A 15,296-nucleotide genomic window follows, 5' to 3' on the forward strand; every position below is an offset into this window, starting at 1 on the left:
CATAAGTGTCCATCATCAAATGTCATTGTCGCCCTGTCCTCTCCTCTCTTTCCATTGCAGTCCAGCCTGCAGGCTTTCTGTCACCGTGTCATATACCAGTCTGCCAATCACCGCACCCAGAGCCGTAGCTGTACCGGCGTACGTATGCAGCGGCTGGCTCTCATGCTCGGTCTGGCGCACTGCGAGCACTATGGCATCGGTCGTTGTGCCTGTGGCAGTCAGTCCGTTCTCCGAATCCTCGATGCCTGCATCGGCTAGTGCCGCTGCCTTGGCCTCGACCGCTGTCTGAATGGCGTTAACCATCGCACCCGGGGTCATCTGCCCATTCAACCAGAGCATGATATTAATCGTACCCGGGACATATGAAGATGTGCTTGATGTATCAGAGATATCCGTCCCACTGTGCCGATCGTAATCTGCTGAAACAGCCTCCGTCCCTCGCAGTGTCGAGGCCGTCGCTTGATGTTTTTCTCCATTGGCATCAAAAACGGTTCTCTCCGAACCAGCGCGCGCTGCATTCGATACCCCTGCGGTGGTACAGCACAACAACCCGAAAGCATCACATGTATACTCCTGAATCGAGGTGTGCTCCAGCCTGACCGCTGTTAACAATCCGGCACACAGCTCCGTTCGTTCCTGCCATTCGAGCAGCGCCTGCTCAATGTCACGGGGCGGATCATCACAACGGTAGTGCTTGTCCACATAGATGTTAAATACGCGATTTAATTCGAGCATCCCCCCGCCATATACCGCGCTGGAAAGTGCGAGAGCAGGTTGTAGGCTCTGTGCTTTGATACGCCGTTCATGTGCAGATAGGAGCAGACCCGGCCAGGAAGAGGACACATAGGTGTTCTCGTCTTTTTTTCCATGTGTAAAATAATTATAAAACGGGAGTGTCACAACTGCCTGCCTCCCTTTATTTTTTCGGAATGCTGCGTATATTCCTGCTGATTCTCCTGATCGGCAACTGCCAGATCCTCGTTCTGATCCTCGCTTCGTTCAAGCACACTCCCCAGCACCTCAAGCAATCTGTCATTGGCCCGGGCATCTTTTACCGCGAAGCGGACATGCCCTGCACGGAGGCCCGGATACATGGCACAGCTGCGAATCAGAACGCCGCGCCGCCCCAGTGCCTCCTGCATCGAAGCTGCCGTCCAGAAATGCGGCACATGTACCAACAGGAAGTTTGCCTCTCCCGGTGTTACACTGCATCCATAGCTCTCCAGCGCTGCAACCAGCCGTTCACGCTCCTGCGCAATTAACGTGATCGTCTGCTGTTCATAACGTTCGCCGCTACGCAGACAGGCTTCACCTGCAACCAGTGCCAGCCCGTTTACGCTCCATGTGACCTGTTTCCTTGTCATCGCCTGGATATATTTCGGGTTGCCTATGGCATATCCAAGCCGCAGACCGGGGATGGCGTAAAACTTGGTCATGGAGCGAATGATGATGACATTCGGGTACGTATTTATATCTGAAGCAAGAGACTGACGCTCTGCTGCCGGAATAAAATCAATAAAAGCCTCGTCAATGACAAGCACCGTATCGCTCTCTTCAGCTTTTCGTGCGAGCCTGTGAAGCACCTCCAGCGGATACTGCACACCGTTTGGATTGTTAGGCTGTCCGAGGAAAAGCAGGTCCACCTCTTCCATTAGCCATTCAATATCTTCGGGCCTCGCACGCCAGTTCAGCTCTTCCCGCCCCATCGCATGTGTAACCTCCGAACCGAATTGGCGCGCCAGAGCACGGTACTCCGAGAAGCCCGGCTCTACAGTGCCCACTCTGCGCGGAGCAAGTCCAAGCAGGATCAGCGCCATACTTTCGGCCGCACCGTTGCCCACAGAGATTTGTTCCTGCGTCACACCCAGTCGTTCACTCAGCAAGGCTTTGAATCCCCGATGCCCTGGATCGGGATAACGAAGCACAGAATGCAGCCCCTGCTGCAAAGCCTCCAGCACTTCCTTTGGCGGTCCTAACGGATTAATATTGGCGCTGTAATCCAGATAATCTGTGGCATTGCCTCCAAAACGCGAAGCAGCGGTCTCAACATCTCCGCCATGTCCGAACACTTCAATATAACCGGTCATTCATCCGTCATCCTCTCTGCATGTTGTTTTTATTATGGAGGGCATGGGAGGTACGGGTCAATCCTGTATTGTTTTCATTTTATGATTGGGGCCAAAGCCAGAAGTTGTAAACAAAGAGGTTACGTGTTTTCTTTGTGTCCTAACCGCAATTCGTTTACAATAGAAGAGGAATTTCAGGAACTTCGGTTTTCTGATTCATTTGTACAAGCATCACTACATAGGGGGCTTACACGCCTCTCATATACATTAATGGAGGAATGACCATGCTGTTTGTAGATAATCAGGGCATTACAGATCCTTCTGTAAACCTCGCGATTGAGGAGTACATATTGAAGCATCTGCCGATGGAGGATGACAGCTATCTGTTGTTTTATATCAACCGTCCGTCGATCATTATCGGTAAACACCAGAACACGATTGAAGAGATTAATATCGAGTACGTTCAGGATAACGGAGTGCAAGTGGTACGTCGCCTTTCCGGGGGCGGGGCGGTGTATCACGATCTGGGCAACCTGAACTTCAGTTTTATCACTGCGGATGACGGTCAATCCTTCCACAACTTCCGCAAGTTCACCCAGCCTGTCGTTGAAGCCCTGCATGAGCTTGGCGTGAATGCCGAGTTGACCGGGCGCAATGATCTGCAAGTCGGTGAAAAGAAAATTTCCGGCAACGCGCAATTCGCCACTCGCGGACGTATGTTCAGTCATGGCACGCTGATGTTTGATTTGAACCTGGAGCATGTTCAGGCATCCCTGAACGTCAATCCCGAGAAATTCAAATCAAAGAGCACCAAATCGGTACGCAGCCGCGTGGCCAACATTCGTGATCTGATTGACACTAATCTGACGATTGAAGAGTTCCGTGATGAGCTGCTGCGTCACATTTTCCGTATGGAGCCGCAGGACGTTCCACAGTACAAGCTGACCGAGAAAGACTGGGACAAAATCAAGGAAATCTCGGCCGAGCGTTATAACAACTGGGACTGGAACTACGGTCTGTCACCGGAAAGCAATGTAAAGCATACCCGCAAATTCCCGGTGGGCATCATCGACCTGCGCATGAACATCAAGGATGGACGCATCGAGGATATCAAAATCTTCGGAGACTTCTTTGGTGTTGGCGATGTAGCAGATATCGAGGATATGCTGCGCGGCAAGCGTTATGACGAGACTGAAGTGCGTTCAGCACTGGAAGGTCTGGATGTGAAACATTACTTCGGCAACCTGGAGCTGGAAGACTTCATCGGTCTTATTTTCCTGGAGGAGTAACAAAGGCAATACGCCATTTAGATGGATATAGATTGTTTGAGCGGATTCAGGATTACACGTTTAACGGAAAAGGCAGAATTCATATGAAGAAGCGAAGCGCTCACGTTTAGAACCGGATTTTACCATCCAGTAAAACTTTAATAAAAATCCGGGGATAACAGTGATCGGAAGATGAATCTGCATTTGGAGTGACTCGTGTAATCTATTTATTTCGTTCAATGAAATAGAGCCAGATAAAAAAGGAGAGAAACGCACACATGACTTACAAACTCATCGCGATTGACATCGACGACACCCTGATTAACGACAACAAGGAAGTTACACCCGCTACCCAAACTGCACTGGAACAAGCAGTAGCCCACGGTGTCGTGGTAACTCTCGCTACTGGACGCGCGTATGCTTCTGCACAGGCACTTGCTCGCCAAACCAAGCTGAACGTGCCGATCATTACGTATCAAGGAGCTTTGGTGAAAAACCTGCTGGACGAAAAAGTGCTGTATGAGCGCTATGTGCCGCAGGAGGCTTCCCGCAAGCTGTTTGACTACTGCCTGGAGAAAAACCTGCACCTGCAAACGTACATCGACGACAAGCTTTATGCCCGTGAAGAAAATCAAAAGCTGCTTGATTATGCCAAATTAAACGGCACACAATATTACATCGAGTCTGATTTCATTAAAGTGATCGAACAGCCAACACCAAAACTGCTCATCATTGATGAGCCGGACTATCTGGATCAAGTGGCTGTCGAGCTTCGTGAGCTGCTCGGACCCGAGGTACACATTACGAAGTCCAAGCCGTATTTCCTCGAAATCATGCATAAAGAAGGCACGAAGGGCCACGCGCTGACGTTCCTGGCCGAGCATTTCGGTCATCAGCTCAGCGAATGCATCGCCATCGGTGACTCATGGAACGATCACGAAATGCTGGAAGTGGCTGGTCTTGGTGTAGCGATGGGCAATGCGATCCCTGCCCTGAAAGAGCTGGCGGATTACATTACAGCAAGCAACAACGAAGACGGAGTCAAAGAGGTAATTGAGAAGTTTGTACTGAATGCAGAGTAAATTATCATTCGTTAATTTAAGAAAGCCCGGATGCCACTATGAATTGTGGCTCCGGGCTTTTTGTTTCCAGCCGTTTTGTGATGATTCGGATTATGAAAGCTTTAAACTATTTCTTGTTCGCCATACGTTCCAGTGCCCGAACTGCTCGTTCCCGCTGATCTCTCTTTTCCGCTCTTCTTTCTACCTTAGCATCCATCCCACCTGCCGCAGCTCCCCACAAATGACCAATGATACTACCAAGGATACTTGGAACAGCCTGTTCAAAAAAATAGGTATCTACATCCAACACGATCCCAAGGTAGAACAATCCTCCCCAAAACAAAAATAAAGTGAAAAATGCTAAATAACGATGAGAAAATGAGAAGAGTAGAAAAATCAAAAATGGAATAATCCCGATTAAATATGAGACAATATGTATTTCTTCTTCCATGCAAGCCTCCAAATCAGGTTAATTTCTGTGACATTCTTTTCTAATAATACTTTTTTAAGTCTAGACTTAGCGAAACTTAAATAACCTCAATACTAACAAATGCTTATGTTCTCTCCTTCCCATCAAATTAACTACAACAATCACTATATCATATTCACATTTGTCTGATATGTATTTTTTTTCAAAGCAAAAACAGAACTCTTTCATAAGACATGTTGTCATTTCATAAGTGATGAAGAGCTCTGTTTTACAGCACATTAGTCCAATCTCTCAAGGATGTTGAGATTTAAAGCAATGGTTCAACGCTGGCTATGAAATTTAATATAATTTTTTTCATCTATTCCCCTTACTTGCTCATCGCAAGCCGTAAAGAATCCAGCATTTTCTGGATACGACCATCGGGCTCCAACTGAAATGACGGAATAATCTCATCTATTCTTTGCTGGAAAAGCTCTGGATCTTCTATACCAAGCTCTGCTCTTAACTCCAGTTCTTCTTTGGAGCCATTGTCATTCAAAATCAAGTTCAGAATGTCCCCTTTAAAAAATTCGCTTGGAGGAAGAATTAAGGCATTCATCAGAAAGTTCATAAAAAAGAGACGATTATTGTTTTCCTGGCTCGACTTTTTCATTGCCTGCTTCACAAACAAATTGATATATTTCTGAGCAAAGGTTACCCCCTTCAGTCGGGACGGCCCAACATGCTCAACACCTTGCCAGCGCAGGTCTGCCACCGAGCTGAGCCACCAGGCCGGTTCGATCTCCTGCTGCATACGAAGCAGCACCTGGCGCTCAAACTGTGGCTCAGGATGCACTCGCTGTGCCTCTAGACATTTCCCTATCGTCTCGGCCTCAATTGCAGCAACCGTCATACCTTGGCCATGGATTGGATCAAAGCTGCAGAATGCATCGCCAAGCACGAGTAATCCCGAAGGCCAATGCTCCATCAGCTCAAAATGTTGACGGACAGACTCGGAAATACGGTATCCTCGCGGTCCTTGAAGCGGCTCCAGCTGGTCTACCAATGCTGCGATTTCATGTGAAGCAAACAGCTGCTTGATTTGCTTTTGAAACTCATCCGGATCGGTGGAAGGATATTCATTGCCTCCTGCGTTGAAAAGCAATACTCCCGCAATATCATTTTCAATTCGCCAGAACATGCCTGCACGAATTCCTTGCTCCGGGTCTGATTCTGCAATGACCGTTCCCCATTCATTTTGAATAGAGGACGGTATGTTGTAATAACGGGTGCTGTAACCAAGAGATACCTTCAGCACCTCCGGTTCAGGCACAGGTATTCCTATCTCATCAAGCCACCTGATCAATTTGGAGGAGCGCCCGGCGGCATCAATCACCATATCCGCTGCAAGCATTTCTATCCGATGATCCCGGCCTCTTTTTTTAGTGTATACTCCTGTAATGGAATGGCGATCTTCCGATACCATTAACCCGGTAACTTCTGTGCTCGTTAAAAAGCTTACATGATCGATGCTCTGTACTCGCTGACGCAGTACCCATTCAAGCAAGGCTCTGCTGCACGATGCAATGTTGAATGACGAAGCAGCCGCATTCGCTTTGTTGACTAATGTTCCGTAACGATTGGCTATCACAAACTTTTCATTCTGTGAAGGAATAGCACCCAATGCAATTAATTCATCATTGTATCCGGGAAAATACTGTTCCAGAATGAGTCCGCCGCGCGGCAATACCCGATGAGGATGAAAGGATTGAGGCACTCCCTGCCGATTCGATGGTTCAGCAGGCAATTCATCTCGCTCGATAATGCATACCTCTTCATAATAATCAGATAACATTCTTGCAGTGATTAACCCTGCAATTCCTGCGCCAATCACGATAGCTTTTTTCATATCAGTCATCATAACTCCATCCTTTCATCGTAATTCTATCCTTTTCTATGAGGGTTATTTTTCTACGGTTGTAGATCAATCAAAAATATACTTATAATACCAATATATATCTAAAATCTCTTTTTTGGTAAGGAACAAAATGAGATAAGTATACAGATAAACTACAATAAGGAAATGATGTAGATGAAAACGGTTGGTAAGAAGGTCGATTTAAGAGTTACCCGAACTCATAAATTGTTAACGATGGCACTTATTGATCTGTTATCCAGGCAAGGCCAACGATTCAGTAACATTACGATTAATGAAATATGTGACCAAGCCATGGTTCATCGCACAACGTTTTACACGCATTTTGAAGATAAATTTGCGCTGTTGTCCTCCACTCTCACTTGGTGCCTCCGAGATTATCTGCAAATGGATGTAGAAAAGCGTCTACAGCAGCCACTGCAAAGTCTGTCTGGAATTATGCTTGGAAACGTGCTCACAACGATCGTTCATAATCAAAAGGAAGATGAAGCATTTAACGATTTTTTCAGAAATTATATCGGAGAACTCTTCAAGCAAGATTTTCTGGAATTAAAGCGAAGGGGGAAGCAATTTGCACTTCCTGTAGAACTTGTGGCGGAATTTCACTCAGGGGTTATCAGTTTACTTGTAACGTGGTGGATACTTCATTTTGAAGAAGAAATTACAGCTGAACAGATGGATGAATATTACTATCAATTGGTTAACGAGAACATCAGGTTAGAATAACAAACAGCCCAATCCAAAATCAGGAGTTGATTTCGAGATTGAGCCTGTGGATTTCATTACCTTTATGACTTGATATTCTATTTCAAAACAGATTCAGGAGCTTGGCTGACCCCTGTCACCGTTCTTTTCTTCAACCAGCCGCTCAGCTTTTCGTTCATGGCCAGCAGGCCAGAAATGACCAGCACGACGCCAATCCACGTTACCCAGCTGACATGCTCCCCGTAAACAATGGCTCCAAGTCCGACGGCTATCGGTGGAGAAATATACAACCAGGTTGCCGGGAACAGCGGATTAGTACGCGACATAATCCAGTAAAACAGACTGTGCCCCACCATCGAACCGATAACCGTCAGATAGATCACGGAAGATACGGCAGGCAGGACGTCCAGTGCCGACATATTCCAGGTTTCCGTCAGCGCCGACAGAATGAATAATAACACGCCACCATACATCATCTGCACCGCATTGATGGCAACAGGACTCATCTCACTGAATTGGTGAATGACTTTTTTGGAGTACAGCGTACCTGCCGAATAACAGACTTCCCCTACCAGCACTGCGATACATCCCCACAAAAATAGTGATCCGGCGCCAAGCGATACTCCCGGCAGCACAACCAGCACTACACCCGTAAAACCGATTAAACAACCGGCAAGCATGCGGGCAGATGTTTTTTGCCGCAACAAGGCTGTCTGCATTAACATAATCATCAGCGGCCCTGTAGCCGATAAAATCGCACCCACACCCGAGCTGACATGCTGTTCAGCCCAATACAACGTGGCAAAGGTACCGAAGGTTAAACCCGCCCCCGTAATCAGCATTTCTTTGCGGAACAGGAGAGACAGATTTACTTTGCCTTTCATCCACATCCATGTAAACATCAAAGCTCCTGCGATCACAAATCGCAGTCCTGCTGACAGAAACGGCGGCATCCCTGCCTCCACTCCAATTTTAATCGCCAGAAACGTTGTCCCGAAAACGAGACACATAATCGTAAATGCAATGCCCACCATGTTAACCACTCCTTTTTCTGTTCTCCATCATAACTCATCGTCTACAGAACAGAATAAATAAAACAGAACAGTTATCTCCCATTAGCTGTTACAATATAGCTTAAAAGGAGCGTGGATCGGGTGGGCGAAACAATCATGATGACAGATAACAGCATGAAGCGGTACAAGCAGGTCATTCATTATCTCATGGTGCGAATTGAAGCAGGTGAATGGACGGAACAAGAGAAACTTCCTTCGGTGAGAAGCCTGTCCGAGCTGCTTGGCGTACATCGGCTTACGGTTTTCAAGGCGTATCAAGAGCTGAAACAGCGCGGGATCGTATATGTCAAAGACAAGTCCGGTTATTATATCAGCCCTGCCAAACCACTAGAGGAAGCAGAACAGGCGGATGATCCGTCCGTGTCTGCCTGGCTTCATTGGGACACGCTCGACCGGGTCCAATCCCTCGAGGCTGACTATCAGTTTTCCAAATCATTGATTGATCCTGCCCTGCTGCCCAACCGATATTGGGGCGAATTAATGCGCGACCTGCTGGACCAGTATCCTCGGTTACTCGGCACATATTCAACTATCCAGGGTGATCTGGAACTGCGCAGCAGTCTGGCTAGTCATCTGACGAGCAAGGAACGTTTCTATCTCTCTGCTGACGAAGTGCTGATTACCTCCGGTGCACAGCAGGCGATAGATGTCATCTCCCGTGCGCTGGTCAAACCCGGAGACCGGGTATTGATCGAACGGCCAACGTACGGCCCTGCCATGGAGATTTTCCGCAAGCAGGGGGCACGACTTGTCTTCACCGATATCCACCCGGAGGGCTACGATCTGGAACAGATCGAGCATTTGATGAAAACGGAGAAGCCTCGGCTCTTCTATATGACACCCACCTTTCAAAACCCAACAGGGATCAGCATTTCGGTGGAGCAGCGCAAACAGCTGCCAGAACTGGCTGAGCAATACGGCTGCTTTCTGGTGGAGGACGACAGCACCTATGATATTTATTTTAAAGAGAAACCCCCGGCTCCTATCTTTACTTACGACACTTCCGGGCATACGCTGTACATTCGCAGCTATAGCAAATACGTTGTGCCCGGTTTGCGGATTGCAGCTATCATGTGCCGTTCACATCTCACGCCAGGACTACAGGCGATCAAAGCTTTAACGGATAACGGATCACCACTGCTGAATCAGAAGCTGTTTCTACGTTACTTTCAATCCGAACGTATGCATCAGCATCTGTCCAAGCTGCGAACCGCCATTCAGCTTCGTATGGAAGTCATGGAGCAATGTCTGAAGGAGACCGACTGGACATGGACTCGTCCTGAAGGTGGCCTCAACATTTGGGCCGAGCTGCCGGAAGGGATGGATACAGGCAGACTGCTACATCGAAGCATGGAGCAATCGGTTGCTTTTGTGCCTGGAACGGTATTTGATCCTTCGCATTCTTCCGGCAGTCGCAAGCTTCGCCTCTCCTTCTCCTACGCCCGTGAGCAGCAGATTCGAGAGGGAATGCACAGACTGATCACCCTGGCAGCGAAAAATTAAGTTAGGCATCCATCGATGGGAGATATACAGGTTACTGGAACACAGAAATAGCGTGAGGATGAGAGCATGCGCACGAAACGACTGTGGATGACCACCTTGTCATGAGGCAGGGCACCGTGTGCTGAGAGTTACACGTGGTGCCGAAAGGCTAAACGCATCAAGCAAGCTGTAGGAATACCAGAAGACCGGTGACACACGGAAGCTCGGAGAGTCGAGTTACCAAAGGCTTGAGTGGATAGCGAAACATCGCAACGCTGCCAATGGCTCAATTCGTAACCGAAGGGCAAGTTTGGAGAAAAAAATAGGACTGGGCTGTATATATTTATTCCTGGCATCAAGTTGACTATAATACCTTCAAGCACGCCAACTGGACGCTAACGCTAACGATTCCCAGCAACCTTATTTAAGCGTTTTTTGCGAACTAAAAATTGTAACGATTCCCAGTAACGCTATTTCAACTAAAACACTAGATTTACGCCTGTTTTTCATCAAAAATACGATAATAACGTCTCCTGGAATCGTTACATTTTCAAACTACCTGAAATCCAGCAAATAGCGTCTCCTGGAATCGTTAGCAATAGACCACTGTCAATCCGTCGTCTGAGTTGATATACGTATAATTTCTGGAATAAGTAGTTATTAGTTATTGGGGAGCTGTTTAACATATCTATTTCAATACAACATATTCGACACGCAACATCAATTTTAACGATAAAAAATAAACGTATACTGATTGATCCAATGTTGAGTGATGCCGGAGTGCTTTCACCTGTACCTTTCACTCGAAATTATCGTAGAAACCCATTAACCCCCTTACCTGTCCCACTCCATGTTTTTGAGGATGTAGATGCCATTCTATTGACACATCGCCACTTCGATCATTGGGATAAAAAGGCCATTTCCATACTTGATAAAAATATACCTGTATTTTGTCAACCCAACGACCAGGCCTCTATACAATCCTCTGGTTTTTTGAAAGCAATACCCGTCCATCATTCTTTGGAGTGGGGAGGTATTCAAATAAAACGAATTACCGGGCAGCATGCTACGGGAATTTCTGGAAAGCTATTAGGGCCAGTTTCCGGTTTTATATTCAATGCAATAGAAGAAGGATCTATTTATATCGTTGGTGATTGTATCTATACAACTGCGATCGAAGCAGTTTTTCGTAAGTATAATCCGGACATTGCTGTTTTAAATACAGGAGAAGCCCAAATGATATGGGGGACTACGATCACCATGACACGTGAAGATGTCGCTCGCATAGCTCGCTTATCGCCAAGAACGAAGCTGCTCGCCGTGCACTTGAATACCATCAACCACTGCAGGTTGAGCCAGAATCAGCTTACCGAGTATATAAAGGAACAACATCTGGAAGGCTCTGTTTGGATTCCTAAAGACGGTGAGGTCATTTCTTTTTAAATCTCTCACTTACAGATTTTTTCTCTCAAACAGACGAATCGTAACGATATACGAAATGAGAAACAGCGCTATAATGGCCACGGAAACTGCCGAAATAACTGGCACTGTACTCAGTCCTTTCTTACCAGCCACATGGAGAAGAAACGCAGCAGGCTGGGCCAAAATAATCAGGCAGATCATAAATATAGTATTGATGATGCCCGCCCCCTTTTTACTAAGTGCGTAGAAGAGTGGCATGTAGATTGACACCAGCACAAGTACTATGCCGAGTGAGATCGCAATATCCAGTATCGAATAATGGGGTTTGTTCAACTCGGGATAATTCAGTTTAACCAGCTTGTGAATTCCGTAAGAGGTTAACACTCCAAACAGCGCATAAAGAATGGAGGACAGGTACTTGGCTTTCACGATCTGTTTGCGGCTGACTGGAAGAGTCACCAGAAAGTTATGATTATTGTTTTTGATATCAATCATCGTGGCCAGCATAATCGTGCCAAAAGCGGTGTAAATGCCCACAAAATACATAGACATTTCACTGCCTGGAATAAAAGCGAAGCTGAACACCACCAAATAAAGCGCTATCGTCCACAAGGAGCTTTTCAGAACGATTAAGTCTTTGCGAAGCAGATTAAGCATGCTGACGTCCCCCTTTTGCGGTGAAATAAATGAGATCTTCCAGGGCAGGCCTGTGCAGCAGGGCCTCGCTCCCAAATAGACGCTGTGCCTCCGCTTTATTATCCGACAACGCTTCGAAACCTACCGTTGATTCTCGTATGCCAACGAAATGTCGCCGGGTATCGGCATCCAGCAACTCCATGTCCCCTTTGACAATGGTGTAGCGTTCAAGCACGTCGTCCTTGGCTTCATTAAAAATCAACTTGCCTTGGTTAACAAACGCGATATAATCCGCAATACGCTCCAGATCTGTCGTAATATGTGTCGAGAAAATGATAGACTTCGTCTCATCCTGAATCATTCCCGCTAGCAGATCAAGCAGCTCCCTCCGAAAAACGGGATCAAGACCCGATGTTGGTTCATCCATGACAAGCAGATCGGCATCATGTGACAGAGCTACCGCAAGCGAAAATTTGATCTTCATGCCTTTGGACAAATCCTGAATTTTCTTTTTCGGAGACAGCTCGAACTGCTCCAGGTAACTGCTGAACAAAGCATGATCCCAGCAGCTGTAAAAGGGAGCAATCATACGGGCCATCTCCCGGATTGTCAGATGTTCGTAATAAAAGCATTCATCGGATACAATTCCCAAGCGCTGCTTGACAGCCACATCTTGTTCTGGCATTTCACTGCCCAACGTCCGCAATGTTCCTTGATCGGGATGAATTAACCCTGTAATCATTTTGATCAGGGTGCTTTTGCCAGCTCCGTTTGGGCCGATGAGTCCTGTGATATAACCTTCCTTTACATCCATAGATATGTTGTGCACCTTAAATAATGGGTAAGCTTTTGTCACATTCCGCAATTCTATAGCGTTCATCGTGCTTATTCCTCCTCTAACAGCAAAGTAAGATGATGAATCAAATCCTGCGAACTCATGCCCAGTTCCTTGCTTTCCTGAATAACCTCAAGCAGCTTGCTTTCCAATTGTTTCATACGTCTCTCCCGGATAAAATCCTGATTTGCACCGGATACAAAGCTCCCCTTGCCAACTACGGAATCAATCAGCTGCTCCTTTTCCAACTCCTCGTACACACGTTTCGTTGTAATAACGCTGACTTGCAAATCCTTGGCAAGCTGCCGAATGGAAGGCAGACTATCCCCTGCTGTGAGCTCTCCGTTCAGAATGCTCTGCCGGATTTGGGATAAAATCTGGATATAGATAGGATCGCTGGATGCGTTGGATATCCGAATATTCATGTTCTTTCACCTCATCACCTTTACATCTTACGAACAAACCAGGCATAGTGTATATATATAATATATACACTATGCCTGGTTTAAGTCAACCTTACAATTTCAACACGCTATACAAACTTAACTGGCTAAAACCAAAACAAAAAGAACGACAGTTTCCTGTCATCCCTGTACTTATCTCACAATCACATCGAACTTAAACCTACCCTTACCTACATTTAAGCGTACACTTACATTTATGCACCGGCACCTGTAACCACCTTATCCACCAGTCCATAGTCCACCGCTTCCGCTGCCGTGAGGAAATAGTCACGATCGGAATCCTTCTCAATGCGCTCCAGCGGCTGCCCTGTATGGTCTGCCAGCAGCTGATTCAGACGCTGACGATGCTGGATAATACGATTCGCATGAATGAGCATATCCGATGCCTGCCCACGCGTGCCGCCATGCGGCTGATGAATCATGATCTCGCTGTTGGGCAGCGCCATGCGTTTTCCTTTGGTGCCACCTACGAGCAAAATTGTGCCGAAGCTTGCTGCCATGCCTGTGCAGATCGTAGAAATGTCCGGCTTCACAAACTGCATCGTATCATAGATCGAGAACCCTGCTGTCACCGAGCCTCCCGGGCTGTTAATGTACATCTGGATATCCTTATCCGGGTCCTCTGCACTCAAAAACAGCAGCTGGGCCACGATGGCATTGGCCATCTGATCCTCAATCTCTCCCGACACCATAATGATGCGGTCTTTCAGCAAACGTGAATAAATATCGTAACTCCGCTCACCACGAGCGGTCTGCTCCACTACATAAGGTACTACGTTCATATGCTAGCTCGCCTCCTTATCATTAGGCAGCCAGGATGACTGTATACCCACTTCGATGAGACATTGAATTCATACCTGAAGCAGCATATTCGTTGTACATCATCACTGGCTGCATGGATGGAGACGGCAAAGTGCTCTGCAGGATCGTACCCGCCACAGCCATCGGATCATGCATCCGATTCAGGCACAGGTCAATCAGACGAGCTGTATCTCCCCCGCGAAAAGCCATCAGATAGGTTCGAAGCTGCTCCTGTTCTGCATCAGCAGCCCCTTCCTTCGAATTCATTTCAAATATGGCATCCGTTCCGCCCTCTCCCAGCTTCTGCTTCACCTTGCTCAAGGCTGTGCGGGCACGATTCAGAGCCGCCTTCACAGCTCCCTCGGTGGTACTCAGCATGCTCGCAGTCTCTGCCGCCGTATATCCCATCATTTCACGCAATATATAAATCGCCCGCTGCCATGGTGAAAGCTCTTGAATCAGAAGCCGCACCGCCGACTCCAGCTCTTCCCATGGCTCTTCCTCCACATACGCTGACATCACCGGTTTCAGACCATCCAATATGGATCGCTGCTTCTCCTGCTTGCGGATTCCATCAATCCACGTATTCCGTGCGATTCGAATCAGATAAGCCTCCCAATTGAACGCTTCTGTTCGATTCACGACGTGAGCCGCAGCAGACGATAACGCCTTGAGACAGGTTTCCTGTACCAGATCCTCTGCCTCGTTCATGGATTTGGTCAGTGAAAAGCAATACGCATACAATGCTCCCATCAGGTCAGGCAATACATCATGTAGCGTTGAGTGTGGCACGTTTTCCCCCGCTGCATGCTTACTTCTGTCCATACCCTGTGTTTGCTTCGCTGCATTTATTTGGTTCGTTTCATTAACTACCGTGGTTCCGTATGCTGAACTGGCTCTATTACTCCCATTCATTTCATCGGTCCTGCAGTAGCTACTTGAACTGCTCCATTTATGCTGTTGTCTGTTGCTGTTGATGGGTCGATCTACGGACTTCACAAAGGCCATCTCGGGGGCCCCCCTTTGCTGGTTCCTGATTGATGCTAATTTAGATGACTTTCACTATGTAAACGAAGAACCTCCTGTAAAGGATACGCTCTTCTTCATTTTATTTTTTTCATATGTTAATTGTAATTGT

The 15,296-nt window shown here is 47.1% G+C and carries 15 protein-coding genes; 5 read left to right on the top strand and 10 right to left on the bottom strand.

Annotated elements, in window-relative coordinates:
* Positions 1-15: 15 nt before the first annotated feature.
* Both IEW26_RS12570 and cobD read right to left on the bottom strand, forming a co-directional pair.
* Positions 16-900, bottom strand: coding sequence for an adenosylcobinamide amidohydrolase (locus tag IEW26_RS12570; protein ID WP_188592671.1), 885 nt, complete (start codon positions 898-900; stop codon positions 16-18).
* Positions 897-2,087, bottom strand: coding sequence for a threonine-phosphate decarboxylase CobD (gene cobD, locus IEW26_RS12575; protein ID WP_188592672.1), 1,191 nt, complete (start codon positions 2,085-2,087; stop codon positions 897-899). The genes IEW26_RS12570 and cobD overlap by 4 nt, the downstream gene beginning before the upstream one ends.
* A 263-nt stretch (positions 2,088-2,350) precedes the next feature.
* Between cobD and lplA the strand changes: the two genes are divergently transcribed.
* Together lplA and IEW26_RS12585 are read left to right on the top strand one after the other, a co-directional pair.
* Positions 2,351-3,355 (top strand): lipoate--protein ligase, encoded by a 1,005-nt coding sequence (gene lplA / locus IEW26_RS12580; RefSeq protein WP_145403365.1) that lies wholly within the window; start codon positions 2,351-2,353, stop codon positions 3,353-3,355.
* 257 nt (positions 3,356-3,612) lie between these two features.
* Positions 3,613-4,416, top strand: a complete 804-nt coding sequence (locus IEW26_RS12585; RefSeq protein WP_111270518.1) for a Cof-type HAD-IIB family hydrolase — start codon at positions 3,613-3,615, stop codon at positions 4,414-4,416.
* 106 nt (positions 4,417-4,522) lie between these two features.
* On the opposite strand, the gene IEW26_RS12590 is transcribed toward IEW26_RS12585, so the two are convergent.
* Both IEW26_RS12590 and IEW26_RS12595 read right to left on the bottom strand, forming a co-directional pair.
* Entirely contained in the window at positions 4,523-4,846 is a 324-nt protein-coding gene (locus IEW26_RS12590) for a hypothetical protein (RefSeq protein WP_188592673.1), read from the bottom strand.
* 346 nt (positions 4,847-5,192) lie between these two features.
* Positions 5,193-6,722 carry an FAD-dependent oxidoreductase gene (locus IEW26_RS12595; protein WP_188592674.1) on the bottom strand — a complete coding sequence of 510 codons (1,530 nt, stop codon included), beginning with the start codon at positions 6,720-6,722 and terminating at the stop codon, positions 5,193-5,195.
* A 174-nt stretch (positions 6,723-6,896) separates the two neighbouring features.
* Here IEW26_RS12595 and IEW26_RS12600 point away from each other — a divergent pair, with 174 nt between their 5' ends.
* Complete coding sequence (locus tag IEW26_RS12600) at positions 6,897-7,466, top strand: TetR/AcrR family transcriptional regulator (RefSeq protein WP_188592675.1); 570 nt, start codon at positions 6,897-6,899, stop codon at positions 7,464-7,466.
* A gap of 77 nt (positions 7,467-7,543) precedes the next feature.
* Here the strand turns inward: IEW26_RS12600 and IEW26_RS12605 are convergent, their stop codons facing one another.
* Positions 7,544-8,479, bottom strand: coding sequence for a DMT family transporter (locus IEW26_RS12605; protein ID WP_145403367.1), 936 nt, complete (start codon positions 8,477-8,479; stop codon positions 7,544-7,546).
* Between the two features lie 135 nt (positions 8,480-8,614).
* Between IEW26_RS12605 and IEW26_RS12610 the strand changes: the two genes are divergently transcribed.
* The gene (locus tag IEW26_RS12610) at positions 8,615-10,021 is read left to right on the top strand and encodes an aminotransferase-like domain-containing protein (RefSeq protein WP_188592887.1); all 1,407 of its coding nucleotides are present in this window, start codon (positions 8,615-8,617) and stop codon (positions 10,019-10,021) included.
* Positions 10,022-10,705: 684 nt separating this feature from the next.
* On the top strand, positions 10,706-11,443 hold the full coding sequence (locus IEW26_RS12615) for an MBL fold metallo-hydrolase (protein WP_260866378.1): 738 nt from the start codon (positions 10,706-10,708) through the stop codon (positions 11,441-11,443).
* A 9-nt stretch (positions 11,444-11,452) separates the two neighbouring features.
* Here the strand turns inward: IEW26_RS12615 and IEW26_RS12620 are convergent, their stop codons facing one another.
* From IEW26_RS12620 to IEW26_RS12640, 5 genes are all read right to left on the bottom strand, one after another.
* Positions 11,453-12,079 carry an ABC-2 transporter permease gene (locus tag IEW26_RS12620; RefSeq protein ID WP_188592676.1) on the bottom strand — a complete coding sequence of 209 codons (627 nt, stop codon included), beginning with the start codon at positions 12,077-12,079 and terminating at the stop codon, positions 11,453-11,455.
* Positions 12,072-12,938 (bottom strand): ABC transporter ATP-binding protein, encoded by an 867-nt coding sequence (locus IEW26_RS12625; RefSeq protein WP_188592677.1) that lies wholly within the window; start codon positions 12,936-12,938, stop codon positions 12,072-12,074. The genes IEW26_RS12620 and IEW26_RS12625 overlap by 8 nt, the downstream gene beginning before the upstream one ends.
* 5 nt (positions 12,939-12,943) lie before the next feature.
* Complete coding sequence (locus IEW26_RS12630) at positions 12,944-13,318, bottom strand: GntR family transcriptional regulator (protein ID WP_188592678.1); 375 nt, start codon at positions 13,316-13,318, stop codon at positions 12,944-12,946.
* A gap of 233 nt (positions 13,319-13,551) precedes the next feature.
* Entirely contained in the window at positions 13,552-14,139 is a 588-nt protein-coding gene (clpP, locus tag IEW26_RS12635; RefSeq protein WP_145403372.1) for an ATP-dependent Clp endopeptidase proteolytic subunit ClpP, read from the bottom strand.
* 22 nt (positions 14,140-14,161) lie between these two features.
* On the bottom strand, positions 14,162-14,950 hold the full coding sequence (locus IEW26_RS12640) for an RNA polymerase sigma factor (RefSeq protein WP_229729831.1): 789 nt from the start codon (positions 14,948-14,950) through the stop codon (positions 14,162-14,164).
* Between the last annotated feature and the right edge of the window lie 346 nt (positions 14,951-15,296).

This window comes from Paenibacillus silvae (genome assembly GCF_014639235.1).
Lineage (GTDB): Bacteria > Bacillota > Bacilli > Paenibacillales > Paenibacillaceae > Paenibacillus > Paenibacillus silvae.

Coding starts and splice junctions, on each gene's coding strand:
- cobD (WP_188592672.1), bottom strand. CDS start 2,087: ATGACCGGTTATATTGAAGTGTTCGGACATGGCGGAGATGTTGAGACC.
- lplA (WP_145403365.1), top strand. CDS start 2,351: ATGCTGTTTGTAGATAATCAGGGCATTACAGATCCTTCTGTAAACCTC.
- IEW26_RS12585 (WP_111270518.1), top strand. CDS start 3,613: ATGACTTACAAACTCATCGCGATTGACATCGACGACACCCTGATTAAC.
- IEW26_RS12590 (WP_188592673.1), bottom strand. CDS start 4,846: ATGGAAGAAGAAATACATATTGTCTCATATTTAATCGGGATTATTCCA.
- IEW26_RS12595 (WP_188592674.1), bottom strand. CDS start 6,722: ATGACTGATATGAAAAAAGCTATCGTGATTGGCGCAGGAATTGCAGGG.
- IEW26_RS12600 (WP_188592675.1), top strand. CDS start 6,897: ATGAAAACGGTTGGTAAGAAGGTCGATTTAAGAGTTACCCGAACTCAT.
- IEW26_RS12605 (WP_145403367.1), bottom strand. CDS start 8,479: ATGGTGGGCATTGCATTTACGATTATGTGTCTCGTTTTCGGGACAACG.
- IEW26_RS12610 (WP_188592887.1), top strand. CDS start 8,615: ATGATGACAGATAACAGCATGAAGCGGTACAAGCAGGTCATTCATTAT.
- IEW26_RS12620 (WP_188592676.1), bottom strand. CDS start 12,079: ATGCTTAATCTGCTTCGCAAAGACTTAATCGTTCTGAAAAGCTCCTTG.
- IEW26_RS12625 (WP_188592677.1), bottom strand. CDS start 12,938: ATGAACGCTATAGAATTGCGGAATGTGACAAAAGCTTACCCATTATTT.
- IEW26_RS12630 (WP_188592678.1), bottom strand. CDS start 13,318: ATGAATATTCGGATATCCAACGCATCCAGCGATCCTATCTATATCCAG.
- clpP (WP_145403372.1), bottom strand. CDS start 14,139: ATGAACGTAGTACCTTATGTAGTGGAGCAGACCGCTCGTGGTGAGCGG.